Here is a 24,251-nt window from a genome sequence, read left to right as displayed (position 1 = left end):
AAAAAATTGTAATTTTCAATTAATATGTCAAGAAATAAAACCCCGGTATGGCGACGTGAGTTTAATTACATAAGTCTTGTAGTTATGCATATCATCATTGGGGTGGTTATTTTTTCAATTGAACCATTAAGAAATCCTTTTTACTTAGCAGTAATCGTTTTTTTCTTTTATAAAATTATTACCGCTGCTAATAAGAAAAAACAATTTTGGGTTCTGGCGGCCTGCGCCTATATAATAGCAGGAGAAACATTATTTCGTATGACAGGGGGTGGCCTGTTTTATGAGATTTCTAAGTATCTGGTTATTTTATTTTGTTTGTTTGGAATGTTTTATGACGGGATTTCAGGTAAAGGTTACCCCTATTTTATTTACCTCATTGCTTTAGTTCCAGCTGTGGTAATTGCTTCAATGAATTTGAGTTTTGATCTGAAATTTAGATCCTCTGTAGCTTTTGTATTGAGTGGTCCCGTAAGTTTAGGAATTGCGGCTTTATACTGTTACAATAAAAAAATGAGTAGTTCTCAAATGTTAGATTTATTGAAGATTATGAGTTTGCCAATTATTTCCATGACTACGTATTTGTATTTATATACCCCATCAATACAAGACGTTGTAAGAGGTACAGATTCAAATTTCGCCACATCCGGAGGGTATGGTCCAAATCAAGTGTCAACTTTACTTGGTTTAGGGGTATTTGCGTTTACTGTTAGATTATTTTTAAGATCACCAAGTCTAGGATTAAAGCTCATCAATGGCTTTTTACTAGCCTTTACAGCGTATAGAGGTATTGTAACTTTTAGTCGTGGAGGGGTTCTGGCGGCTATTATAACCATTTCAGCCTTTTTATTTGTTTTATATTGGCAGTCAGGTTATCGCAGAAAACAACAAATATTAGGTTCATTTGTTTTGTTAATAATGGTTGGGATTGGAACCTGGTTTTATTCTAAAAGTCAAACCAACGATCTCATTGAAAAACGATATGTGGGCCAAGATGCCGCAGGTAGAGAAAAAGATATTTCAACTGGTCGTTTAGAACTGTTTATGCAAGAACTAGAGGGATTTCAGAATAATCCTTTTTTTGGTGTAGGTGCGAGTGGTATGAAGAACTTGAGATACGAGGAAGAAGGACAAATTGTTGCGTCTCACAATGAAATTAGTAGAATTTTCTCTGAACATGGTGTTCTTGGTATTTTCATACTCTGTATCTTACTTTTTAAGCCCTTAAGTTTAAGAAAAAAAGGCAATAAAAATATCTTCTTTTACGCTTTTTTAGCGTTCTGGTTTGCCACCATCAACCATTCGGCGATGCGTTTGGCCGCTCCTGGATTTATTTATGCCCTGGCTTTAATTTATGTGACCAATGACAAAAAACGTCCTGTACGTAGGCAATTACCTAAAAGGGCCTAAGAACCCTTCTTATATGTTTACTTTGGGGCCTTTACTCGAAGCTTTAGGTTATCGTATAATATATACCTCCAGCGCAAACAATAAGCTTGTACGTCTTTTGGATATGATATGGTCTGTTGTGCGTCATCGGCGTTATGTTGATGTGGTCCTTATCGATACCTACAGTACTCAAAATTTTTATTATGCGGTGGTCATTGCCTGGCTGTGTAGACGATTCAAGTTGATATACATCCCCATTCTGCATGGTGGAAATCTGCCCAATCGATTAAAAGAGTCGCCAAGCCAATGTCAATTACTTTTTGGAAATGCAACTGCCAATGTAGCTCCCTCCAGGTATCTAGAACAGTCATTTCGTGACTTTGGTTTTAAGAATATTTATCATATTCCCAATGCCGTAGCCCTTGAGAATCTTCCTTACTTAAGGAGAGAAAAAGCAGAACTTAAACTTCTCTGGGTACGCCGCCTCCAGGACATTTACAACCCAATGATGGCTTTGCAGGTGTTTCTTGGATTAAAAGCTAAAGGCTTAAAAGCTGAATTATGTATGGTGGGGGCTGACCATGATGGGAGCCTGGATACTTTAAAATCCTTTGCGCAAAAATATGCCTTAAACGTTGATTTTAGTGGTTACCAATCGAAAGAAGAATGGGTTGCTCTATCCAAAAATTACGACATCTTTTTAAATACAAGTACCATTGATAATACTCCCTTAAGTGTTATTGAGGTTATGGCTTTAGGATTAGGGGTGGTTTCTACCAACGTCGGGGGCATGCCTTATTTAATAGATCATGGAATAGAGGGTATACTGGTCGATTCAAAAAATGTGGAGGCGATGACAAGTGCTGTTCTGAATTTGGTTGAAGATCCTGAGTTGTTTCAGGAATTAACTGCCAAGGCCCGTCAAAAAGTCGAGACTTTCGATACCATTAAAGTAAAACAACAGTGGAAGGAACTCTTCCGGTCATTAGGTACTAAGTAAAGTTGTGAGGTCTAATATTTTAACCAAAAGAAGACATTTAATATCCATAGAATTACCAAAGCTATTATTGTTAAGAACCGGTGAACTAGTTTCTTAAAATTGTCTTAACTAGGAATCAAAGACTTCTTATATTTAGGTGCAATCTAAATAACCATGACACACCAAAAAGGGATCCACTTCGAAGTCTCTGAACGCAAGCTTCTCCTACGAGTGATGGACTTGTTTATGATTGGCTTTGGTATATATCTACTGCCATTTATTGTTGACTTTGAATATCTTATATACACTCAAGAAAATGCGATTGCTTTTGCGGTGCTAGCCATTTATTTCAGCATCTTCGCTACGGTCTTTGAGCTCTATGAATTATTTCCTGCAAGCAAGTTCTATTTGACCTTTCGGAATGCGGTCATGTGTCTATCAGTAGTAGTACTTTTTTATTTACTGACACCTCGTATCACTCCCTTTTTACCAGAGGATCGTATTCAAATCTTGTATTTCTATATTGGCATACTTCTAATGCTATTATTGGGAAGACTATTATATATCGGTTTGTTACAGTCTCCCAGATTTTATAAGCGCGTTTTACTGGTAGGGGAGGTAACCCAAATGGGTAATGTGCTGAAGTCTCTAAAAAAGCACAGTCCTAATTTTCAAATCGTTGGTTTTGTAAATTCAGAACAGGATGAAGAGGAACGCATTAGTTTTAAAGGATTGACCCAATTTCCAGGTCAGCAGTTAATAGACATTCTCATTGATGAGCAGGTATCGGAGGTAATTGTAGCGCATTTTAATGCTGAGTCTATGAATGACGATATTTACGATCAGTTATTATTGCTCATGGAACGCGGATTTAAAGTGCGCGATTTTACGCAGGTTTACGAAGAATTACTCTTTAGGGTACCCATTCAATATATTGGGAAAGACTTTTATAAATACTTCCCATTTAGCCGTAATAATGAGAACCAGTTGTATCTGTTTTTTAGGCGGGTTTTTGATATTATTTTATCGCTTATTGGCTTGTTAATTGGTGTGCTGTTGTCTCCATTTATTATCCTCGGTAATTTTATGGGAAACAAGGGTCCCTTATTCTATTCTCAGGTAAGAATTGGCCAGCACGGGCGGCCGTTTAACATTCACAAATTACGCACCATGGTGCCTAATGCCGAAAACGGAAAGGCACAATGGGCGCAAAAAGGGGATTTGCGAATTACCACATTTGGGAATTTTCTTCGACGTACACGGCTTGACGAACTACCCCAATTCTGGAATGTGCTCAAAGGGGATATGAGTTTTATTGGTCCGCGACCTGAACGTCCGTACTTTGTTAAGGCCCTTGCTGAAAGTTTGGCGTTTTACGAGGCGCGTCATATTATTAAACCGGGTTTAACTGGCTGGGCTCAGGTGAAATCGCGGTATGGGGCTTCCATAGATGATAGCCGTTTAAAGCTTCAGTACGATCTGTATTATATTAAACACAGAGGGATATTCCTTGACCTGAACATTTTTGTAAAAACTATTTCTACAGTTCTGTATTATCGCGGGCAATAAACCATTTAAATACGCGGTTTTCTAAAACGAATAATCAAAAACATCAAGGGAGTAATGAATATGGCTATTCTGGCAAGATAATCTCCTGCTACTACATAAAAGGTTTCTTTTGTTTCAAGTGGCAGCTGACTCGATAAGGCTCCTTGTGTATCGTAAGGTAAGGAACTGAGGAGTTCCCCTTTTGGATTGATAAAAGCAGAGATGCCCGTATTGGCAGAACGTGCTATGGAACGTCTGGTTTCAATGGCACGTAAGCGCGCATAACTCAAGTGCTGCTGGTGTCCTTGGGTGTTGCCCCACCAGGCGTCATTGGTAATGATCCCCAAAACATTGGCTCCATTCCTAACGTATTCTGTTACAAATTCTCCATATACCGATTCGTAACAAATTATGGGGGCAATTTTATGGGCTTCGTTTGTGCCAGTGAAAACTGCTCTGGTATCCTGCGTAGTTTTCATGGCCACCGTACCACCAAGATCAATCATGGCATCTCCAATAATCGGTTTTAAAACCGATTGGTAGGGGAAATTTTCAACACCCACAACCAACTTGCTCTTATGGTACATTGGGATTTCAGCATTGTCCTGGATTAAAATAGCAGAGTTGTAATCGTTGTACCAGATTCCCTTTCTGTAGAAGTTACTTTGTTCCGTCACTTTTGTGGGGTCATTTATAAATTCTATAAAAGCAATACCCGTTAGCCAACTGGTTTTCGGTTGGGTGTATAAAGATTTTTTAAGTTCGTTTATAAAGTCCGAGTCGGCAAATTTTCCAAGTCGCGCATTATCAGCAAATACCGTTTCAGGGGCCAAAATAAAGTCGGGAGTGGCATCGGTGTTCTTGGTATCGGCGAGCTCCACTAAGGTCTTAGCAATTTCTAGGTTGCTCAGTTGGTATTTTTCCTCATAGGGATCGATATTGGGCTGTAAGACAGTAATGGCAACAGTATCATGGGATGGTTTGTAATTATAAAACATTACCATTGAAATGGCTATTGGCATTACAATCCATGATACCAGAATGAGTCCCGGTTTCTTCAACCCTTTAACTCGGTCACCAGAATTGTATTTGTTGTAGATTCTGAAGGCTAATACATTTCCAATCCATACCCAAAGGGTGCCTCCAAAGGTGCCGGTGTATTCATACCATTGAATCCATGTAATCTGTTCGGAAAAGGCATTTCCAAGATTTAACCAGGGCCATGAAAATTCCCAACTGAGGTGCAATTTTTCAAAGCACAACCATAGCAATATCAGAAAAACCAAGGATCGAAAGGCGTTGGTACGTTTAGCAACACTGTGATAAAAAAGTATGAGTACTGCCATGAGCGCACTGTTAACTCCTATGGCAAACAAACATCCAAAAGGGTCAGCAAACCATAACCAAGAAGTGGTAAACGTGTTCCATATGATAAAGGTTAAATACGAGCCAAAAAATAGTTGGGTACGTTTGCGCCTTATATCCGATGTCCTGATGCGTTGTTCATATGCCAACAGTGGGACAAAGGCGAAAAATAACGGCAAGGGAAAACCGTAAGTAGGCCAGGATAGGGCCAGTAAAAGCCCGGAACTAATTACTGCAAGTAATTTTTTCATTGGCTAAAAATAGTTGTTTTCAAGCTCTTATCTAAAAATGGAGAAGTCAATTTTTAACGAGAATACATTGGAATACAAGGCCACACTTTGGTCTCCAATATCAGTAAAGGCATAATCCAATTGAATGCCCTTAAACTTGAATCCCACCCCAAAATTTGGTTGGAAGGTTAGGTTTTGCGAATTATCGATTTGAAGTTCGTTTTGAAAGTTTCCAACACCACCTCTTAAAAACACCAGATCGGTATACCCAAATTGAAAACCAAATGCTGGATTAATACTAGCAAAACTGCTTGAAATGATGGCATTACTTTCAATAAACCTAATGTTGAGGTTTAAAGCTGCTTCTAGAGAATAGTCATAATGAAACAACCATGATTTGGATACCCCAAACTCTAATTTAGGAATCGTGATTTCGGTAGTTTCAGGGAGGGTCTGGTTTTGTCCATCAATGGCTCCACTAATTTTTTCGAATTCTTCGTCATCGATGGCCCATGAGTTATAAGTTGTGGTGATATCACGTCCCATGATCCCTATTTTCCAGTCATTTTTTGTTTTAAATTGTAGTCCTGCATCGATTCCAAAACCCCAGGCACTAGCAAAGTTTCCAATAATTCTTCTTATAATTTTAGCATTGACACCATAACTGAATCCTTCCAGTTTTACATTTCTGGCGTAAGAAACTGTAAAGGCATAATCAGCTGTAGAGAATGTACTAATACGGTCGTAATTAATATTGCCCTGGTCGTCTATTAATTGCGTTGTATCTAATATATCATCGACTCCAAACCTAATCAAGGATGCCCCTACCGCTGATCTGTCATCAATAGGCATAGCCCATGCTATATAATTGTAATTAGCAATGTTGGCGAAATAACTGGAGTGCATAAGTGCTATTTGTGAATCTTCTAAATTCACCAAACCAGCAGGATTCCAATAACCCGAGTTTACATCAGCAGTCTGGGCTGTTACGGCATTGCTCATACCTAATGCAGCAGCGTCCACGCCAATGTTTAGAAACTCATTTGAATACCTCCGTGTGGTTTGTCCATTAAGAACGCTGCCAATGCCCAGTATAAAAAAGAGTAAAAAAGTCCTCAACCACAATTTTTTTACAAAGATGCATAATATTTTATAGCTATTAAACTGCTTTTTTCAGTACTTATTGCCTAGGTTATTAACCGTGAAAATTGTCTTGGATCCAAATTATATTTCATCGAGTTTTATATTTTTACGGGGTTACGCCATCTTATGAAACAACATATTCCAAATATCGCTACCCTTCTTAATTTAATGTCTGGCTGTATCGCCATTTTATTTGTGGTTCAAGGTGAGCTCGTTTGGGGGGCAATATTTGTTTGTATAGGCATCGTCTTTGATTTTCTTGATGGTCTATTGGCTCGAATGTTGAACGCACAAAGCGCTTTAGGACTTCAGTTGGACTCTTTGGCAGACGTTGTTACCAGTGGGGTTGTTCCGGGATTGATTATGTATCAGTTGATGGCCATGTCAGTCAATACCTCTGGTGAGTTGATTTATTTATTGGAGACAAATTCAAATGACGCAACCTGGTATAATACAGAACTTGGTTTTTTTCCACTAATTGCACTTTTGATCCCCTTAGCTTCGGCCTATCGCTTAGGAAAGTTTAATCTGGATACGGAACAACAGGATTTTTTTAAAGGCTTGCCCACTCCGGCTAATACCTTACTTATTATTTCCTTACCCTTAATTCTAGAGTATCAAAACAATGATCTTATCAATGCTCAGATTGTCAATCCCTGGGTATTGCTTGGCATTACGATACTTTCAGTATATATGCTAAACGCACCGATAAAGTTATTTTCCTTAAAATTTAAATCCTTCGATTTTAAATCCAATGCCACACGTTTTAGTTTCTTAATACTGACCTTAGTATTATTAATAGTCTTAAAATTCGCCGCAGTTCCAGTTATTATCATATTGTATGTGGTAATGTCGCTGTTGGATAATTTGGCATCTAGATCTAATCAATCGTCTTAGTTTAATTCCACTTAAGTATGTTAGAAAATATTTTCACATTATTAATGCTTGTGATGTTGCAGGCAGTTCTTGGATTTGATAACTTATTGTATATATCCCTTGAAAGCAAGCGGGCTCCTAAAGAAAAACAGGCCTATGTTAGGCGAATTGGGATATTATTGGCCATTGCTCTGAGGATTGCACTTTTGTTTGTGCTCATTAATGTAATCGAGTATTTCCAGGACCCAATTTTTTCGTTTCCATTTGAAGGAGTATTAACCGGTAATTTTAATATTCATAGTTTGATTGTTCTTGGTGGTGGGATCTTTATCATATATACCGCCATTAAAGAGATATGGCATATGATTGGGCATACCCAAATGGATACAGCTGTTGACAAGGACCGTCAACCAAGTAGTTTAAACAAGGTTATTACGATGATCGTGATTATGAATCTGGTATTTTCATTTGATTCCATATTGAGTGCTATGGCCTTAACCAATGTTTTTTGGGTAATGGCAACAGCCATTGTCATTGGGGGCTTGTTAATGATCGTGCTTTCTGATAAGGTTTCAGAGTTTCTCGAAAAGAACCGTATGTATGAAGTGCTTGGGTTATTTATTTTGTTTATAGTAGGGATTATGCTGGTAACAGAAGGTGGTGAATTGGCGACGCTTACCATTTTCGACAATCCCATAGAGCATATGAGTAAAACCACCTTTTACTTTGTAATTGTTATTCTGGTAGTTGTGGATATTGTTCAGAGTAAATATCAAAAAAAATTACTCGCAGAAAAAGAGCGCGTCCAAAAGGAGATCTCTAATAAAGAATCCTAGAAATTCAATTTCTTTTTTCTCAATTCAAAATTCTGACCTAAATAGACTTTTCGGACCATCTCATCACTGGCCAGTTCTTCTGGAACCCCAGCCTTGAGAATACTCCCTTCAAACATTAAATAGGTCTTATCTGTAATAGCTAAGGTCTCCTGCACGTTATGGTCGGTAATAAGAATACCAATATTTTTCTTGGTCAGCTTGGCCACAATACGTTGAATATCCTCAACCGCCACAGGGTCAACCCCTGCAAATGGTTCATCAAGAAGGATAAAGTTTGGATCGGTGGCTAGGGCCCGGGCAATTTCTGTTCGTCTTCGCTCACCACCAGATAACAAATCGCCACGGTTCTTTCTAATATGACCAAGGCCAAACTCTTCAATTAAAGATTCCATTTTCATGTGCTGCTCTTTCTTTGTGAGCTTGGTGAGCTGAAGAACACTTAAGATATTATCCTCGATACTCAGTTTTCTAAACACAGATGCTTCTTGCGCCAGATAGCCAATACCGTTTTGTGCACGCTTATACATGGGGTACTTGGTGATCTCTGTGTTTTCAAGGAAAATCTGGCCACCATTAGGTTTAATAATTCCCACGATCATGTAGAAGGAAGTGGTTTTTCCAGCACCATTTGGGCCTAAAAGCCCAACGATCTGACCTTGATTAACCTCCAATGATACATCCTTAACAACCTTTCGACCGCTGTAGGATTTCATAAGATTTTGTGCGTGTAATTTCATGGCTGTGAATAGAACGGAAAAATACTAAAAATCGTACGATTTATTCCTCTGAAGATTCAAGTGCTTCCCAAAATTCGTAGGCACGCCTTAAATGTGGGATAACTATAGTACCACCAATTAAGGTTCCTATACTTAAGGTTTCGGCAATTTCTGCACGTGAAACCCCTTCCTTATAGCAGGTTTCTAAATGGTACTTAACACAATCATCACATCGCAGAACCGTTGAGGCTACAAGCCCTAGAAGTTCTTTGGTCTTAATATCCAAAGCACCTTCCTGAAACGCATTGGTATCCAGATTAAATATACGTTTAATGATTTTATTATTATCTGCTAATATTTTATCGTTCATCTTAGAACGATAGGCGTTAAATTCTTCTACAATATTTGACATACTAGGATGAGGATTCTTTCTTTTGACGTTTAACAACTATGGCTGAAATGTAAATGCTTACCTGATATAAAACTAAAATAGGTATAGCAACAATTACCTGACTGGCAATATCTGGAGGAGTAATTACAGCCGCCAGAATTAAGACGATGACTAGTGCAAACTTCCTATATTTTCTCAAAATTTGAGGTGTTACTAGTCCAACCTTAGTTAAAAAGTATATAATGATGGGAAGCTCAAACACGAGCCCTGAAGCAAGTGATGAGGATCTCACAATAGCTATTACCGAACTGGCATCGAACTCATTTGAAATCTTTGAACTAATGGTATAATTGGCTAAAAAATTCAATGACAGGGGTGTGATGACATAATAACCAAAAAGGACCCCCATAAAAAATAGTAGCGAGGCGATTACGATGAATCCCTTTGAGTTCTTACGCTCGTTAGTTTTAAGGCCAGGACTAATAAAATGCCATGCTTGATACAGAACGTAAGGAAATGCTATTATGAGCCCTGCAAAAATGGATGTCCAAATGTGCATTGAAAACTGCCCCGCTACCAACCTGTTTTGAATAATAAATGGAAGTTCTGCCGCACAAAACGTAGTTTCAACTCCAATTTTATTGGCAGCAGCACACAACCATCGATAAGTGGGGAAGTCCATTTCAGTGGGGCCGAAAATCACCACTTCAAAAATAAAGGTCTTCATTGTAAAGGCTATGATAGCCGCAACAAATACGCCAAGTGTTGCTCTAATTAAATGCCATCTTAAGTCTTCCAGATGATCTAGGAAAGACATTTCATTTACATCAACTTTAGCCATCTAGAGTATGCCTTCTTTTATTAGGTCATGTAAATGAACAACACCATCATATCTGTCATTAGATGTGACCAGAAGTTGTGAGATTCCATATTCTTCCATTAGCTCTTTGGCATCAACGGCCATGGCGTCTGAATCGATTGTTCTTGGATTTTCACTCATAATGTCCGATGCGATAATTCGTGTCAAATCATCAGTGGTGCTTAACATACGTCTTAGGTCGCCATCTGTAATGATACCTTTAATGATGCCATTATCGACAACAGCCGTAACCCCAAGCATCTTTTTAGTGATTTCCACAATTACCTCCTTTAAAGGAGTGTCAGAACTCACTACAGGTTTTTCATTTTGTGAGGAGAGGTCATTAACTCTTAAGTACAATCGTTTTCCTAAAGCTCCACCGGGATGGTATTTGGCAAAATCCTTGCTTGAAAATCCTCTTAGATGCAGCAGGCAAACAGCCAAAGCATCCCCAATAACCAATTGCGCAGTGGTGCTTGTTGTTGGAGCTAAATTATTAGGACACGCTTCTTGTTCCACATAGGCATTTAATACGAAATCGGCCTGCTGTCCTAAATAAGAATCAGGATTACCCGTAATGGCAATCATTTGATTTTTAGCATTTTTTATAAGAGGAACCAAAACTTTGATTTCAGGGGTGTTTCCGCTTTTAGAAATACAAATAACCACATCATCCTCTAGGATTAATCCAAGGTCTCCATGTATGGCATCAGCGGCATGCATAAAAACAGATGGAGTACCTGTGGAATTCAGTGTGGCGACAATTTTATTGGCAATGATGGCGCTTTTACCTATCCCCGTGATGATAACTCGTCCCTTTGAGTTGTAAATAAGTTCTACGGCATCTGAGAAATCCTTAGTAATCAAATTACTGAGATTTGATATGGCATTAGCCTCCATGGCTATGGTGTCCTTTGCCTGATCCAGAATTGCGGACATACTGTTCAAAACTTGTGATTTTTGCATTATAATAGTTTAAAGAAATTCTTATCTTTAAACATACCGCGCAAAGGTAACCATAAATTAGGAAAAGGGATTTAATGAGCACAGCAGAAATTGACTTGCATTCCGAGCTAAAAAAGTACTTCGGTTTTTCACAATTTAAAGGACTTCAGGAAGAGGTAATAAAAAGTGTCATCAATGGTGAGAACACCTTTGTAATTATGCCAACGGGTGGTGGTAAATCACTTTGTTATCAATTACCAGCTCTTATTAAAGAGGGTACAGCAATTGTGGTTTCTCCATTAATTGCCTTAATGAAAAATCAAGTGGATGCCATAAGAGCAGTGTCTGACGATCATGGTGTGGCCCATGTACTTAATTCATCTTTAAATAAAGGGGAGGTGAAGCAAGTTATGGCTGATATTAGTAATGGTGTCACTAAATTGTTATATGTAGCTCCAGAATCACTGACCAAAGAGGATTATGTTAATTTTTTAAACTCTGTTACCATTTCCTTTATGGCTGTCGATGAAGCACATTGTATAAGTGAATGGGGTCATGACTTTAGACCAGAATACCGCAATCTGCGCCAAATATTGAAACGCATCGGTAATGACATTCCAATTATTGGACTAACGGCAACAGCAACCCCTAAGGTTCAGGAGGATATTCTTAAAAGTCTTGGAATGTCCGATGCTACAACCTATAAAGCATCATTTAACAGGCCTAATCTTTATTACGAAGTCCGTCCTAAAACTAAACAGGTGGATGCTGATATTATTCGTTTTGTCAAGCAAAATGAGGGTAAGTCAGGTATAGTTTATTGTTTAAGTCGTAAACGTGTAGAAGAGCTCGCTCAGGTGCTTCAAGTGAATGGAATTAAAGCGGTTCCTTATCATGCTGGGCTCGATGCTAAAACTCGAGTGAAACACCAGGACATGTTTTTAATGGAAGATGTGGATGTTGTTGTGGCAACAATTGCATTTGGTATGGGAATCGATAAGCCCGATGTGCGTTTTGTAATTCACCATGATATTCCCAAAAGTATTGAGAGCTATTACCAGGAGACAGGCAGAGCAGGCCGAGACGGCGGGGAAGGACACTGCTTAGCCTTTTATGCCTACAAGGATATAGAAAAATTAGAAAAGTTCATGGCTAACAAGCCAGTAGCAGAGCAAGAAATTGGACATTCGCTATTACAAGAGATGGTGGCCTATGCTGAAACATCGATGTCGCGCCGAAAGTTTATACTGCATTACTTTGGTGAGGAGTTTGATAATGAAACCGGCGACGGTGGTGATATGGATGATAATGTTCGTCATCCAAAGACACAAAAAGAAGCCAAAGACGATGTTTTGGTGGTTTTAAAAACAGTGCAATCAACCTTAGAGAAATATAAGTCAAAAGATCTGGTACAAGTCATCACAGGTAATGCCAATGCGCTTATAAGTAGTCATAAGACAGATGCGCAGCCATTTTTTGGTGACGGCAAGGACAAAGAACCTCGGCATTGGATGGCCTTGATCAGACAAATGCTAGTTGTCGATTTGATACGAAAAGATATTGAGTCTTATGGGGTATTGAAACTCACAGAAGAAGGCAGATCATTCATTACAAGCCCTAGTAGTTTTATGATGACTGAGGACCATGTGTATCTGGATCAAGCTGATGATGGCATCATTACAAATGCCAAAGGTGGCGGCGGAGTGGCAGATGAGAATTTGATGAAAATGCTCAAAGACTTGAGAAAGCGCAATGCCAAACGTATAGGTGTACCACCATTTGTTATATTCCAAGACCCTTCTTTGGAGGACATGGCTTTAAAGTATCCTGTTACCATTGAAGAATTATCTAAAGTTCATGGAGTCGGTGAGAGCAAGGCTAAAAAGTATGGTAATGACTTTGTTGGATTAATTGCAGACTATGTTGAAGAAAATGATATAACGCGTCCAGATGAATTAGTGGTTAAATCAACCGGAATGAACTCTGCTTTAAAGTTGTACATTATCCAGAATATCGATAGAAAACTACCACTCACTGACTTAGCTCAAGCTAAGGGAATGGACATGCCAGACTTTATTAAAGAAATGGAGACCATCGTATTCTCAGGAACCAAATTAAATATCGATTATTGGATTGATGACATTCTTGACGAAGATCAACAGGAAGAGATTCACGAATACTTCATGGAATCAGAAACCGATAAAATATCAGATGCTATTGATGAGTTTGATGGTGATTATGATGATGAAGAACTACGTCTGTACCGTCTTAAGTTTATGAGTGAGGTGGCAAATTAATTTAACTGTTGTAATCTCTAGGCATCCTCCTATAATCATCTTTCTAGTTTCCTTATCTTTGCAGCCTTAAATCAAAAAGATATTATGCAAGACGGTTTATATGCAAAGATTAACACCTCAAAAGGTGCTATACTACTAAATTTGGAATTTGAGAAGACCCCAGGTACAGTTGGAAATTTCGTTGCCTTGGCTGAAGGTAATTTAGAGAACTCGGCCAAACCTCAAGGAAATCCATATTACGATGGGCTTAAATTTCATAGGGTCATTCCTGATTTTATGATACAAGGTGGGTGTCCACAAGGAACAGGGACTGGTAATCCAGGTTACAAATTCGATGACGAAATTCATCCAGACCTGAAGCATGATGGACCAGGTGTTTTGTCCATGGCCAATGCTGGGCCAGGTACCAACGGAAGTCAGTTTTTTATAACTCATATTGAGACGTCTTGGTTGGATGGAAAGCACACAGTTTTTGGAAAAGTTGTTGAAGGACAAGAGGTTGTTGACGCTGTTGCGCAAGGTGATCTGATGGATTCGGTTGAGATTATTAGAGTTGGAGAGGCTGCTGAAGAATTTAATGCTGTGGAAGCATTTAGAACCTTTGAAGGAGCTCGAGAAAAAAGATTGGCAGCAGAAAAAGAGGCTAGAAGAGCAGAATTAGACAAGCTAGCTGCTGGTTTTGAAGAAACAACCAGCGGGTTGCGTTACCAAATGATCCAAAATGGTGATGGTCAACCAGCAGAAAAAGGAAAAACCGTTTCGGTACACTACAAAGGACAATTGGCCGATGGTACTGTATTTGATTCCTCTTATAAAAGAAATCAGCCCCTACAATTTCAGGTAGGTGTTGGTCAGGTAATTCCAGGATGGGACGAGGGAATAGGCTTATTAAAAGTAGGTGATAAAGCTCGTTTTGTAATTCCTAGCGACTTAGGATATGGGGCTGCTGGTGCCGGTGGAGTTATTCCTCCTAATGCGACATTAGTCTTTGATGTGGAATTGATGGATGTCAAGTAAGATTGATAGATATAAATAAAAAAAGCACCCGACAGGGTGCTTTTTTTATTTGATCAACTCAGTTAATACATAGTCCAAAGCCTCTTCAGAGCGGACGCGGTGTTTAGGGATCACACCAACTTTATCGAGTCGTCTTCCATCCCCAGTTTGATAATCCGCAATCGGAAGAAATAGTTGATAATTGTCATCAATCTTAAAACTGGCTCCTGATAGCATATTACCAGCAGAGGGTGGGCCTATAATGGTTCCTATGCCTTTATTCTGAACTAAATCTATTAAAGGTTCACAGGCGCTAGCGGTGTTTGAGTTGATTAATACGTATACCTTACCTTGATATACCGGTTGGTTATGAGGTGGCAACACCATTCTAAAGGCATCAGTACTACTGTACATTTTAGAAATACCTTTAAAGGTAAAATCTGTTAAGAAAGGAAAGGACTTTATATCTTCGGCTGTGGCTGCACGTTTGTTTTTTTCAAACCAACTCCTATTTAAATAGACGCCTGCATCAATAGATTCTTGGGTTAAAAACCTGCCCAAAACTACTGGGGCATCTAGACTACCACCACCATTGTCTCTTAAATCTATGATTAGATTTTCGTATTGATCCATACCTATTTCCGATAAGGCTTTTACCATAGGGCTGGCATCTGTAACAAAAGTTCTCACTCTCAGGTAAGCAGTTTTACTGTTTAATGCTTTCCACTCAATCACGGGGTCATTATTACCAGTTCTGTATTTGTTATTATACTTTTTAGAACGTAAATCTATATGTGAGAAATCCAGATTGTGCCTTACTTCCTTGAAGTATTGAATAAATTCATCCTCGCTCATCTCCATAACTTTATCAGAGTATAAGTCCTCCTTAAATTCTATAAAGGAATCTGTTTCAAGCCAGTATGGATTGGCAATATTTTCTTCGAGGAGTTGGAAGATCTTATCTAATAATTGTTCTCTTTCTGGGTTAATAACTGTGTTTGGAGACCAAAAGCTACAGCAACTGATCCATAATAATACTAGTGTTTTCATTTTGTGAATGTTTTAAGTTTTCAACAAAACAACAGGCTGAGAATAGTCCCTACAAATTAATGTGACCAAGCTGAATATTTAGTGCTAATATTGAAGTATTAGGGATGAATTTGTAGTTTCAGGGACGATTTTGAAGCCAAATTTTTAAGGCTTTAAAGTGCTTTGGAGAAACGGGTACAGAGTCTTCATAATCCTTAATAAAACACCAGCCTTTGCGGCTATTACCTTCCAAACGTAAAATACGATCTTTATTAATTAAATAAGAGCGATGTACTTGGAGGGCTTGTGGAATCTGGGGTGCTATTTTAGACAATGACGAACGAATAAGTGTTTTTTCAACTGGAATTTCATCTCCAGGAGATGTAATAATTTCGACATAATTAGATTGAGCTCTAGCTAATAAAAAGTGATTCCAATTGAAATGATAGACTTCATTTGCATTATCTCCTAATAGTGTCAGTGAGGTACTAATTTTGCTTGATTCTACTACTTCTATTTTACTAAAGCGAAATCTGAGATAGGCCCACAGCATGAGCATCAATGGGGCAAATGGCAAACCAAACACCTGTAACCACGTAAAAAACTCAGTGAAGGGCAAAGCATCTTTGTTGACAAAATTATTGAGATAAATAAAAGAGAGGAATGTTATGAGCAGAAGTCCTAAACCCATAATAAAAAGCTCATTCCAGAGCAGCCATTTTTGTTGTTTGGCGAACCACTTGTTCTCAAATATATGTATCACAAGTATTGAAATTGTAATGGGAATGGCATAGCCTACTAGTTTTAAGTTTTTATAAGGCATTTGCACATCATAAGTATCAAAGGGCTGTAAAAAGACTAGTATAAAACTAAAAACGGCCGAAAGGATCAAGCAAATTAATAGGGTAGATCGCCAGCTATGTGTATAGGATATGCTTCTGTTGATTTGCATTGTTTTGTGAAATATTGCCCTTTATGTAGGGCCGAACAAACTTACAAAGCCCAGTCCACTGCTGCAAAAATTACGGTTTAAAGAATTGAAGAAAGCTACTTCAATTATTCCTTAATTTCAAGTAACTTACAGTTCATCCTAAAAATATTACAATTGGGTCCTTCCGCTTTTTATTTACTGTAACCTTGAAGGATATTTGTATCAACATTTAACCAAGCGATATGATACTATTAACAAAATATCTACTGATTTACCTATTTTCTGTTATGTCCTCTGTAACAGTTGCTCAAAATACCTACAGCATAGAGGTGACTATTGAGAACCTTAAGTCCGATGACGGAAAAGTATTGGTTGGTTTGTACAATACAGAAAAGGACTTTTTGGAAGACACTTTCATGGGTGAGGTTGGTGTCATTAAGGACAAAACCACTAAAGTAGTATTTAATAATGTTCCCAGCGGTACCTATGCAGTATCCTACATACATGACGCCAATGATAATGATAAGATGGATACTAATTTTATGGGAATACCAAAAGAAGGTTACGGTTGTTCTAACAATGCCAAAGGTTTTATGGGCCCACCAAAATGGGAAGACGCTAAGTTTGAACTGACCGAATCAATTTCAATAACCATTAATTAAATTACGATTTAGGATGAAGACTATAACACTATACATAGCTATTATTTTTAGCACTCTCAGCGTTGCGCAAGGTAATTATGAACAAGGCATGAATAAGGCATTTGAACTTTGGATGAACGACCAAAGGGACCAGGCAGCTAATTTGTTTGAACGTATTGCTAATGCTGAGCAAGACAATTGGGTACCGCATTACTATGTAACTCAAATTAATATTTTAAAGAGTTGGAACGTTAAGGATGAAGCTGTCTTAAAAGCACAATTGGATAAAGCCCAGGAACATTTAAATTCGGCTAATGCTTTGTCACCAGATAATCCTGAATTGATGATTTTACAAGCCCAGATTTATACCAATTGGATTGCTTTTGACGGTATGACCTATGGTATGAAATACAGCACAAAGATTACAGAGATTTATAAAAAGGCCCAGTCCTTAGATCCAGGAAATCCGAGGGTAGTATTAAGCAAAGCAGAATGGGATATGGGTAGTGCCAGATATTTTGGGCAGGACCCAACACCACATTGTGAAAAAGTAAAACAAGCTATAGCCTTATTTGACACCTACGAGGTTGATGGTGAATTCCATCCTGATTGGGGAAGGGAGCATGCTAAAAATGTTATGGCAAGTTGTAATCAATAAAGAGACACTTAATGAAACGAATTTCTAAAATCATAGTATCAGGGGTTATCATTGGTATGGTATTGACCATAGTCGATTTTAGTATACGCTTTTTCTCTGGTGGACATATCTTTTTTGACGAGAGCCTTCTGCAAATGCTACTCTACTATGTTATTTATTCGGTGCCATTAAGTCTTGTCAATTCTCAATTCTTTGACTTTTTATACCGGAAAGAGGTTTGGACCAAATACGCAAAATACAAATTGGTTATTGGGTTCGCTGGATCGGTGGTATTGACCTTGATAACTATATTCTTTGTAAGGGCCTTTATTGAAATTGTATTAGAAGGAGAAAGCTTTAATGAGTTCATAAATGGTGAACGTACGGCTTACTATTTCAGTGCTCTTTTGATAACCCTGGTTATTTCGTTATTCTTTCATGCCGTTTACTACTATAAGGAAGTTCAAAAGAACAAGGTTAAAGAACAAAAGGTAATTGCAGGCACAGCTAGTGCTAAGTTTGATGCCCTTAAGAATCAATTGGATCCTCATTTCTTATTTAATAGTTTAAATGTATTAACCAGTTTAATAGAAGAGAATCCAGATAATGCACAGAAATTCACTACTTCATTGTCCAAGGTATACCGGTATGTACTGGAGCAAAAAAACAAAGAGTTGGTGACTGTAGATGAGGAGTTGAATTTTGCCAGGACATACATGTCCTTGTTAAAAATGCGATTTGAGGACAGTATCATTTTTGATATCCCAGAATCGGCCTCCAATCCAGAGAGCAAAGTAGTGCCATTATCATTGCAATTGCTACTTGAGAATGCTGTAAAGCACAACATGGTAACAACTAGTAAGCCACTACACATCAAAATTTACGAGGAAGGTGGTTTTCTCGTTGTGATGAATAATCTTCAGCCCAAGCAAATAGTTAAAAAGAGTAGTGGTGTTGGGCTAAGTAATATTAAACAGCGTTATCAGTTACTAACGCAAAAACAAGTTATGATTAATCAAGGGGCTAAGGAATTTGCAGTTGCCATTCCTATGCTCACAAAACCTATAGCCGTTATGAGACGTTTAACAACAGGTCAACAAGAAATCGACGATGCTTATGTGCGAGCCCGAAAGCGTGTTGAAGAATTAAAGGGCTTTTATTACAGTTTAATATCCTATATAGTGGTTATTCCATTATTAGTATATATCTGGTACACTTTTTCGAGATTTACCATTCAATGGTTTTGGTTCCCAGCAATTGGTTGGGGTTTAAGTCTGATCATTCAAGCCTATAGAGTTTTTGTGGACGATGGAGCTTTAGGGGCAAGTTGGGAGAAACGCAAAATCGAAGAATACATGCGTAAAGAAGAGCAAAACCGTTGGAACTAATACTGGGTTATGAAACAACTAAATAGCAATGACAAGCGCTTTATTAGAGCCAAATACCGAGTGTCTCAGTTAAGATCCTATTACACACATTTACTGGTGTATATTTTGGCTAATCTAATGATATCAGGAGTGAAAGTAGCTTTTTATATCAGAGGTGGTAGCTCCTGGGAAGAAGCCATATTTAATCTGGATACCTTTATAGTGTGGATTATTTGGGGGGTGTTTATGCTTATTCACACTTTCCGAGTTATGGGATTGCCGTTAATGCTTGGCTATGACTGGGAATCTAGAAAACTGGAACAGTATGTTGAAGAGGAGATGAAAAAAGAGCAGAATATTAACGTGTAAAATTATGGAAAATTATAATATTGAACCTTACGATCAGGATAAGGTTTCAAAAGACTTTAGACGAGAGGATGCTTATATCCGTGCAAAAAAGAAGGTTGATGACCTAAAAGGATTTTACTGGCACCTGGCTGTTTATATAGTAGTAAATGCCTTCTTAATCATTTTAATTGGATCCAATTCCAACGGAGGTTATTTTAGTTTTGGGGCCTGGTCCACAGCTTTTTTCTGGGGGATAGGTTTGTTCTTTCACTTTGTTGGAGTTTTTGGTCCTAATTTTATGTTTGGTAAGGATTGGGAAAAGCGCAAAATTGATGAATACATGAAAAAGGATCAGGATAAGTGGAAAGACTATCACTAATAACTATGCGTTTACAATTGTCTTTGGCGTCCATCATTCTTTGCTTTTTTTCAAGTCTTATCACAGCCCAGGATCTGACTCTTATTAAAAATGTTACTGTCTTTGATGGGGAGCGTATCATGGAAAACACATCGGTGTTTATTGAAGGCAACAAAATCAAGGCCATTGGCAATATTTTGGGCGATGTAGATGGACGTCTAATTGATGGAACGGGAAAGTTTCTAATGCCGGCCATGATTAATGCGCACGTTCATGCTTGGAGTCCCGAGTCATTGAAGGAAGCAGCAGATGCTGGTGTTTTAAATGTTATGGACATGCACGGGATCGAACGTTTTCAAAATCAGATGAAACAATTAAATGATTCCACGAAATACGCTAATTATTATATTGCTGGCGCAGCCGCTACGGTTCCCGAAGGTCATGGGACACAATATGGTTTTCCAACACCAACCTTAACGACTCCTGAGGAGGCTAAGAAGTTTGTGGCCGATCGTGTTGCAGCTAATGTTGATTATGTTAAGATCATAGTTGAACCTTGGAAAAAAACGCTGAATTCTGAAACAGTTGAAGCCTTAATTACTGAAGCACATAAGGCCGATAAATTGGCTGTTGTTCATGTGAGTCGTTTAGATGATGCCTTAATGGTTTTAAACCACGGAGCCGATGCACTAGTCCATATTTGGTGGGATAAGGAATTGTCTGCTCAAGATATAGAGGCACTAAAGCGTAGAGACTTTTTTATTATACCAACGACGCTCACTACTTTGAAAGCCTTTAAATCCATGGGTGAAAAGTCCTGGGAGTATTTGAGCAAAGAGGCGCTTTTAAATCAAATTAGAATGCTACACGAGGCGGGAATACCCATTGTTGCTGGGACAGATCCACCTAATTTAGGAATCAATTATGGTACCGATTTGTATGAAGAACTTCGATTATTGTCGGAAGCAGGACTTTCTAATCTGGAAGTGCTTAAATCGGCTACAAGCAATGCGGCTATAAGCTTTAAAATTGCCAAACGTGGGTTTGTAAAACCAGGTTACCTGGCAGACCTGATACTACTCGATGGTAGTCCAGTTGAAAACATTAATAACATCGCTTCCATTAACCGTATCTGGAAGCAAGGAAAAATAGTAAAGTAATGAGAGTAATCATTATTGAAGACGAAAAACCATCTGCACGTCGCCTAAAACGAATGATTGAAGAACAGCAACTGGAAGTTGAAGTCATGCTGCATTCAGTGGAAGAATCTTTAGATTGGTTTCAGAACAATCCCCATCCTGATTTGATCTTTTTAGACATACAACTTAGTGATGGTTTATCCTTTGAAATTTTTGAAACCATTGATATTAAGTCTGCCATCATATTTACAACAGCTTACGACGAATATGCCTTGCAAGCCTTTAAGTTGAATAGTATTGATTACCTGCTTAAACCTATAGATTCAGACGATCTAAAAAAGGCTGTAGAGCAGTATACAAGTCGTGCTCCCCAACCTCAAAATGTAACCTTGGATTTTGACTCTATAAAAAAGTTATTGGTTAACCCAGTCGAACGCGAGTTTAAAAAACGTTTTTCTGTTAAGGTAGGACAGCATTTAAAGCTCATTCATGTGGATGATATTGAGTGTATTTACAGTGAAAATAAAGGTACCTACGCGCATACTGTGGATGGGAGGAATTACCTTTTAGACATGACTTTAGATCAATTAGAAGACGAATTGGCGCCCCATTTATTTTTTAGAATAAGCAGGAAATTCTATGTCAATATCAATGCTATTAGAGACATGATCAGTTATACAAACTCTAGGCTCCAGATTAAACTCAATAGTTTTAATGAACAGGAGGTTATTGTAGCTAGAGAACGGGTCAAAGCTTTTAAAACCTGGTTGGAACAGCCTTAATTGTCCATACGATTATCGTCAAAAGCTGAAGGTAAAAGCTGAGGTATGAATTTGATAAACAGCGGCATTAATAACATCCCTCCGGGTAATAGAAAAATAGCTAAACTTGGAATGCTTTTAAAAATGTCTAATAATTGGGTCTGTATTATTTTCTGTTCTGTTTCCGTAAGTGGGCGTTGCGTAGACTTTGTGAGAAGTACCATGGCTTCTTTGCTTTGAGACAGTTCTTTGAGCAGTCGTTTACTATTACGTTTTATTAATCGTATGACCAGATTACTGCTATTATCATAAAAACTCTGTGCCAAATTGCGATGATTCAGAAAGGCAATATCCTTTTTGTGCTTTTTGTAAAAGGCGTTTATATCATCGATGGATTGTTCAATTACCGAAGTCTCAATTTTAAGTGTTTGACGCAATTGAGCTAAATAGGCGTATTCATCCTTGTCAATATAAGTGTCACTCCAAGAAGCCATGCAAACAGCATCGATTAAATATTGCTTTTCCAGATTGGTTTTAACAATTTGCGGGATGTAACTACTCTTTATTTCAATATGACTTTGAAAGCGCATTGAGCTTTCAAATAATTTAATAAGGCTGAGGTCATATTTTGTTTTTATAGACTTAGAATTCAACACTTTAAATACAACAGTTTCAAGCGCTGCTTCATACTTATTCATATAGGATTTAAGGTTATTGTGTCCTTTTAAAAAGTAGTTAAACGCTAAGATGTCTGTAAATAAGAGTGCATTAATCAGGAAATAATTGAAGTTCTTAGTAATTAGGAATCCATCTATATGAATACGTTGATGAATAATCTTCTCAACTGAGGTCTGCGCACTATTTCCACCAAGAAATTCTGAGAAAATAGACTGTTTATGACCGTCAATAGCCTTGTAGAATTTGAATACGGATTCTGCAAAATCTAAATCGCAATGTTCTTGCTTGTAGAAATAATACAAGCCAGTAATCATATTTGCTTTGCAGGTCTCTTCCTCTGATAAATCTAAATAAGACAGTTGTTCTTCTAAAAGGCTGATATTACTACCATAGATAAATCCTGTGGCCTTTAGTTGACGGTAAAACAAGGCTTCATCCAGATTCCAAAGCATGGATTCATCTAGAATGGCTAATAACTTTTTAAGCCAACCACTGGCAGAAGGATTCATAATCTAAATTTGGTATAAAACTAAAAAAAGCTGCTATACGGCAGCTTAATTCTTATGTGCAAATTAAATTATTCTATAATTCCAGCGCAACTTACACGTGCTCCAGCAGCACCTGATGGTTGTGAGGTGAAATCATCAGCCCCTTGATGGACTATGATCGCTTTACCTAGAATATCCTTGTTGTCATCACCGCAACCAATGCACCATTCATCTGTCATCATTGAAACTTTTCCTTTACCATCTTCACCAACTTCAAAATTTCCTATATCGCCTTTATGATAGCCAGTTGCATCTCCCCATTTTCCATGTGGTTGTGCAGTTGGGTTCCAGTGGCCTCCAGTAGATTTTCCATCTGGTGATGAGCAATCAGCAGTTTGATGAATGTGAATAGCATGAGTTCCTGCACTCAGTCCAGTCATATGAGCCAATATTGAAACATATCCATCCTTTTCCTCAAATGTAACAGTTCCACTAACTTGCGAATCGCTTTTTGGCTCCAAAGAAATAGTCATACTCATTTCCTTTAAAGTGCCGTCCACGACCTCTTTCTTAACTTCCTTTTCTATTTCAATAACCTTCTCTGTATCGGTGGTTTTCTTATCACTTTTGCAAGACAATACAGAACTGACAAGTATTCCGGCTAATAAGATGCTTTTTAATTTCATTTTTTAGTGGTTTTGTTAATGGTTTAAAGTTAACCATAAATCAAAAGTTCTGCAATAAGCAATTCAAGGCTTTAACCATGACCTTTGATCCGTTACACCAAGCTTAATATTTTTACAAAAATTCAAGGACTTGGAAATCCTAAGGTCAGGATTCTTAATTTTTAAAATACTATAAATAAGACTTCTTTTTTTTCCAGGGGTCAATTGTTCGAAAAGTTCGTTGGCGATGTGGTCACTCATAAGAACAGCCCCAAGTTCTTCTGGCATTTCAACGCCATATTTACTGGAATCTTCAATGAGTTCCAGAGTAAAGTAATCATTCAAGAATACACCTAAAGCCTTTTGCTTGGCTTTACTAAAATAGGTAACATAGTTATCTTCATTGAATTTTTTAATAGCAGCGTGATATTCAATCTGCTGTGATTCAAATCTGACTATTATTTTAACTCGGCTTTGGCCTCTTTCTATAAAAGGCCTAACCACCTCGTTTGGTATGAGAATTTACATTTGATCCAGCAGTGTCACTTCTGTAAGAGCGCTTCTAAGCATTTGAAAATAAAGGATTCTACGTGACAAATATCATATTTTTTAGCAGTCCATAGCTGTAATTTTGAATTGATA

Annotated in this window: 25 protein-coding genes; 14 read left to right on the top strand and 11 right to left on the bottom strand. The window is 38.0% G+C overall.

Going from position 1 to position 24,251, the window contains the following annotated elements; translation table 11 throughout:
• Window positions 1-24 precede the first annotated feature (24 nt).
• The 3 genes from DN064_RS04845 (at window position 25) to DN064_RS04835 (ending at window position 3,934) form a co-directional block, all read left to right on the top strand.
• Window positions 25-1,407: an O-antigen ligase family protein gene (locus tag DN064_RS04845; RefSeq protein WP_115461503.1), complete on the top strand. Its 1,383-nt coding sequence runs from the start codon at window positions 25-27 to the stop codon at window positions 1,405-1,407.
• Window positions 1,361-2,386: a glycosyltransferase family 4 protein gene (locus tag DN064_RS04840; RefSeq protein WP_115461502.1), complete on the top strand. Its 1,026-nt coding sequence runs from the start codon at window positions 1,361-1,363 to the stop codon at window positions 2,384-2,386. The genes DN064_RS04845 and DN064_RS04840 overlap by 47 nt, the downstream gene beginning before the upstream one ends.
• A 153-nt stretch (window positions 2,387-2,539) precedes the next feature.
• A complete protein-coding gene (locus tag DN064_RS04835) occupies window positions 2,540-3,934 on the top strand; it encodes an exopolysaccharide biosynthesis polyprenyl glycosylphosphotransferase (RefSeq protein ID WP_115461501.1) in 1,395 nt (464 codons plus the stop codon).
• A 5-nt stretch (window positions 3,935-3,939) separates the two neighbouring features.
• On the opposite strand, the gene lnt is transcribed toward DN064_RS04835, so the two are convergent.
• Both lnt and DN064_RS04825 read right to left on the bottom strand, forming a co-directional pair.
• Complete coding sequence (gene lnt, locus DN064_RS04830) at window positions 3,940-5,529, bottom strand: apolipoprotein N-acyltransferase (protein ID WP_115461500.1); 1,590 nt, start codon at window positions 5,527-5,529, stop codon at window positions 3,940-3,942.
• A gap of 27 nt (window positions 5,530-5,556) precedes the next feature.
• Window positions 5,557-6,627, bottom strand: a complete 1,071-nt coding sequence (locus tag DN064_RS04825) for a putative type IX sorting system protein PorV2 (RefSeq protein WP_115461499.1) — start codon at window positions 6,625-6,627, stop codon at window positions 5,557-5,559.
• 150 nt (window positions 6,628-6,777) lie between these two features.
• On the opposite strand from DN064_RS04825, the gene DN064_RS04820 reads away from it, so the two are divergent.
• On the top strand, window positions 6,778-7,548 hold the full coding sequence (locus tag DN064_RS04820; RefSeq protein WP_115461498.1) for a CDP-alcohol phosphatidyltransferase family protein: 771 nt from the start codon (window positions 6,778-6,780) through the stop codon (window positions 7,546-7,548).
• A gap of 17 nt (window positions 7,549-7,565) precedes the next feature.
• Entirely contained in the window at window positions 7,566-8,363 is a 798-nt protein-coding gene (locus tag DN064_RS04815; RefSeq protein ID WP_115461497.1) for a TerC family protein, read from the top strand.
• Here DN064_RS04815 and lptB read toward each other — a convergent pair.
• Genes lptB through DN064_RS04795 form a run of 4 tightly spaced genes read right to left on the bottom strand, consistent with a single transcriptional unit; the run spans window position 8,360 to window position 11,295 of the window.
• Window positions 8,360-9,100, bottom strand: a complete 741-nt coding sequence (gene lptB, locus DN064_RS04810; protein WP_115461496.1) for an LPS export ABC transporter ATP-binding protein — start codon at window positions 9,098-9,100, stop codon at window positions 8,360-8,362. The two genes, DN064_RS04815 and lptB, sit on opposite strands and share 4 nt — an antisense overlap.
• Before the next feature lie 40 nt (window positions 9,101-9,140).
• The gene (locus DN064_RS04805; protein ID WP_115461495.1) at window positions 9,141-9,491 is read right to left on the bottom strand and encodes a carboxymuconolactone decarboxylase family protein; all 351 of its coding nucleotides are present in this window, start codon (window positions 9,489-9,491) and stop codon (window positions 9,141-9,143) included.
• Between the two features lies 1 nt (window position 9,492).
• Window positions 9,493-10,311 (bottom strand): twin-arginine translocase subunit TatC, encoded by an 819-nt coding sequence (tatC, locus tag DN064_RS04800; protein ID WP_115461494.1) that lies wholly within the window; start codon window positions 10,309-10,311, stop codon window positions 9,493-9,495.
• Window positions 10,312-11,295, bottom strand: a complete 984-nt coding sequence (locus tag DN064_RS04795; RefSeq protein ID WP_232827385.1) for a KpsF/GutQ family sugar-phosphate isomerase — start codon at window positions 11,293-11,295, stop codon at window positions 10,312-10,314. It lies immediately after the preceding gene.
• A gap of 74 nt (window positions 11,296-11,369) precedes the next feature.
• Between DN064_RS04795 and DN064_RS04790 the strand changes: the two genes are divergently transcribed.
• Window positions 11,370-13,571, top strand: coding sequence for an ATP-dependent DNA helicase RecQ (locus DN064_RS04790; protein WP_115461492.1), 2,202 nt, complete (start codon window positions 11,370-11,372; stop codon window positions 13,569-13,571).
• Between the two features lie 84 nt (window positions 13,572-13,655).
• Complete coding sequence (locus DN064_RS04785; RefSeq protein ID WP_115461491.1) at window positions 13,656-14,588, top strand: peptidylprolyl isomerase; 933 nt, start codon at window positions 13,656-13,658, stop codon at window positions 14,586-14,588.
• Between the two features lie 45 nt (window positions 14,589-14,633).
• On the opposite strand, the gene DN064_RS04780 is transcribed toward DN064_RS04785, so the two are convergent.
• Together DN064_RS04780 and DN064_RS04775 are read right to left on the bottom strand one after the other, a co-directional pair.
• Complete coding sequence (locus tag DN064_RS04780) at window positions 14,634-15,617, bottom strand: S41 family peptidase (RefSeq protein ID WP_115461490.1); 984 nt, start codon at window positions 15,615-15,617, stop codon at window positions 14,634-14,636.
• A 118-nt stretch (window positions 15,618-15,735) separates the two neighbouring features.
• Window positions 15,736-16,548 (bottom strand): LytTR family DNA-binding domain-containing protein, encoded by an 813-nt coding sequence (locus DN064_RS04775; RefSeq protein WP_115461489.1) that lies wholly within the window; start codon window positions 16,546-16,548, stop codon window positions 15,736-15,738.
• 221 nt (window positions 16,549-16,769) lie between these two features.
• Between DN064_RS04775 and DN064_RS04770 the strand changes: the two genes are divergently transcribed.
• The 7 genes from DN064_RS04770 to DN064_RS04740 are packed head-to-tail and all read left to right on the top strand — an operon-like array spanning window position 16,770 to window position 21,799.
• A complete protein-coding gene (locus tag DN064_RS04770) occupies window positions 16,770-17,189 on the top strand; it encodes a DUF2141 domain-containing protein (protein WP_115461488.1) in 420 nt (139 codons plus the stop codon).
• Window positions 17,190-17,202: 13 nt separating this feature from the next.
• A complete protein-coding gene (locus DN064_RS04765; protein ID WP_115461487.1) occupies window positions 17,203-17,826 on the top strand; it encodes a tetratricopeptide repeat protein in 624 nt (207 codons plus the stop codon).
• A gap of 11 nt (window positions 17,827-17,837) precedes the next feature.
• The gene (locus DN064_RS04760; RefSeq protein ID WP_115461486.1) at window positions 17,838-19,193 is read left to right on the top strand and encodes a histidine kinase; all 1,356 of its coding nucleotides are present in this window, start codon (window positions 17,838-17,840) and stop codon (window positions 19,191-19,193) included.
• 9 nt (window positions 19,194-19,202) lie between these two features.
• Window positions 19,203-19,541 (top strand): 2TM domain-containing protein, encoded by a 339-nt coding sequence (locus DN064_RS04755; RefSeq protein WP_115461485.1) that lies wholly within the window; start codon window positions 19,203-19,205, stop codon window positions 19,539-19,541.
• A gap of 4 nt (window positions 19,542-19,545) precedes the next feature.
• Entirely contained in the window at window positions 19,546-19,899 is a 354-nt protein-coding gene (locus DN064_RS04750; protein ID WP_115461484.1) for a 2TM domain-containing protein, read from the top strand.
• Window positions 19,900-19,904: 5 nt separating this feature from the next.
• A complete protein-coding gene (locus tag DN064_RS04745) occupies window positions 19,905-21,038 on the top strand; it encodes an amidohydrolase family protein (protein WP_115461747.1) in 1,134 nt (377 codons plus the stop codon).
• Window positions 21,038-21,799, top strand: coding sequence for a LytR/AlgR family response regulator transcription factor (locus DN064_RS04740; RefSeq protein ID WP_115461483.1), 762 nt, complete (start codon window positions 21,038-21,040; stop codon window positions 21,797-21,799). Before DN064_RS04745 ends, DN064_RS04740 begins: the two co-directional genes overlap by 1 nt.
• On the opposite strand, the gene DN064_RS04735 is transcribed toward DN064_RS04740, so the two are convergent.
• The 3 genes from DN064_RS04735 to DN064_RS04725 all read right to left on the bottom strand — a co-directional run bounded on the left by DN064_RS04735 (window position 21,796) and on the right by DN064_RS04725 (window position 24,113).
• Window positions 21,796-22,965 (bottom strand): LETM1-related biofilm-associated protein, encoded by a 1,170-nt coding sequence (locus tag DN064_RS04735; RefSeq protein ID WP_115461482.1) that lies wholly within the window; start codon window positions 22,963-22,965, stop codon window positions 21,796-21,798. The two genes, DN064_RS04740 and DN064_RS04735, sit on opposite strands and share 4 nt — an antisense overlap.
• Window positions 22,966-23,033: 68 nt before the next feature.
• Entirely contained in the window at window positions 23,034-23,630 is a 597-nt protein-coding gene (locus DN064_RS04730; protein ID WP_115461481.1) for a superoxide dismutase family protein, read from the bottom strand.
• Window positions 23,631-23,693: 63 nt separating this feature from the next.
• Window positions 23,694-24,113 (bottom strand): YdeI/OmpD-associated family protein, encoded by a 420-nt coding sequence (locus DN064_RS04725; protein WP_115461480.1) that lies wholly within the window; start codon window positions 24,111-24,113, stop codon window positions 23,694-23,696.
• Between the last annotated feature and the right edge of the window lie 138 nt (window positions 24,114-24,251).

It is taken from the genome of Winogradskyella aurantiaca (genome assembly GCF_003362725.1).
In the GTDB taxonomy this organism is placed as follows: domain Bacteria; phylum Bacteroidota; class Bacteroidia; order Flavobacteriales; family Flavobacteriaceae; genus Winogradskyella_A; species Winogradskyella_A aurantiaca.
The sequence above is the reverse complement of the archived record's forward strand: the minus strand, read 5'-3'. Positions and strand labels throughout refer to the sequence as shown.

What these genes read in the sequence shown, in the direction of transcription:
- DN064_RS04845 (WP_115461503.1), top strand. Translation starts at nt 25, where the DNA reads ATGTCAAGAAATAAAACCCCGGTATGGCGACGTGAGTTTAATTACATA.
- tatC (WP_115461494.1), bottom strand. Translation starts at nt 10,311, where the DNA reads ATGGCTAAAGTTGATGTAAATGAAATGTCTTTCCTAGATCATCTGGAA.
- DN064_RS04835 (WP_115461501.1), top strand. Translation starts at nt 2,540, where the DNA reads ATGACACACCAAAAAGGGATCCACTTCGAAGTCTCTGAACGCAAGCTT.
- lptB (WP_115461496.1), bottom strand. Translation starts at nt 9,100, where the DNA reads ATGAAATTACACGCACAAAATCTTATGAAATCCTACAGCGGTCGAAAG.
- DN064_RS04815 (WP_115461497.1), top strand. Translation starts at nt 7,566, where the DNA reads ATGTTAGAAAATATTTTCACATTATTAATGCTTGTGATGTTGCAGGCA.
- DN064_RS04755 (WP_115461485.1), top strand. Translation starts at nt 19,203, where the DNA reads ATGAAACAACTAAATAGCAATGACAAGCGCTTTATTAGAGCCAAATAC.
- DN064_RS04745 (WP_115461747.1), top strand. Translation starts at nt 19,905, where the DNA reads ATGCGTTTACAATTGTCTTTGGCGTCCATCATTCTTTGCTTTTTTTCA.
- DN064_RS04820 (WP_115461498.1), top strand. Translation starts at nt 6,778, where the DNA reads ATGAAACAACATATTCCAAATATCGCTACCCTTCTTAATTTAATGTCT.
- DN064_RS04770 (WP_115461488.1), top strand. Translation starts at nt 16,770, where the DNA reads ATGATACTATTAACAAAATATCTACTGATTTACCTATTTTCTGTTATG.
- DN064_RS04775 (WP_115461489.1), bottom strand. Translation starts at nt 16,548, where the DNA reads ATGCAAATCAACAGAAGCATATCCTATACACATAGCTGGCGATCTACC.
- DN064_RS04840 (WP_115461502.1), top strand. Translation starts at nt 1,361, where the DNA reads ATGACAAAAAACGTCCTGTACGTAGGCAATTACCTAAAAGGGCCTAAG.
- DN064_RS04780 (WP_115461490.1), bottom strand. Translation starts at nt 15,617, where the DNA reads ATGAAAACACTAGTATTATTATGGATCAGTTGCTGTAGCTTTTGGTCT.
- DN064_RS04730 (WP_115461481.1), bottom strand. Translation starts at nt 23,630, where the DNA reads ATGAAATTAAAAAGCATCTTATTAGCCGGAATACTTGTCAGTTCTGTA.
- DN064_RS04805 (WP_115461495.1), bottom strand. Translation starts at nt 9,491, where the DNA reads ATGTCAAATATTGTAGAAGAATTTAACGCCTATCGTTCTAAGATGAAC.
- DN064_RS04785 (WP_115461491.1), top strand. Translation starts at nt 13,656, where the DNA reads ATGCAAGACGGTTTATATGCAAAGATTAACACCTCAAAAGGTGCTATA.
- DN064_RS04765 (WP_115461487.1), top strand. Translation starts at nt 17,203, where the DNA reads ATGAAGACTATAACACTATACATAGCTATTATTTTTAGCACTCTCAGC.
- DN064_RS04735 (WP_115461482.1), bottom strand. Translation starts at nt 22,965, where the DNA reads ATGAATCCTTCTGCCAGTGGTTGGCTTAAAAAGTTATTAGCCATTCTA.
- DN064_RS04740 (WP_115461483.1), top strand. Translation starts at nt 21,038, where the DNA reads ATGAGAGTAATCATTATTGAAGACGAAAAACCATCTGCACGTCGCCTA.
- DN064_RS04795 (WP_232827385.1), bottom strand. Translation starts at nt 11,295, where the DNA reads ATGCAAAAATCACAAGTTTTGAACAGTATGTCCGCAATTCTGGATCAG.
- DN064_RS04760 (WP_115461486.1), top strand. Translation starts at nt 17,838, where the DNA reads ATGAAACGAATTTCTAAAATCATAGTATCAGGGGTTATCATTGGTATG.
- lnt (WP_115461500.1), bottom strand. Translation starts at nt 5,529, where the DNA reads ATGAAAAAATTACTTGCAGTAATTAGTTCCGGGCTTTTACTGGCCCTA.
- DN064_RS04790 (WP_115461492.1), top strand. Translation starts at nt 11,370, where the DNA reads ATGAGCACAGCAGAAATTGACTTGCATTCCGAGCTAAAAAAGTACTTC.
- DN064_RS04750 (WP_115461484.1), top strand. Translation starts at nt 19,546, where the DNA reads ATGGAAAATTATAATATTGAACCTTACGATCAGGATAAGGTTTCAAAA.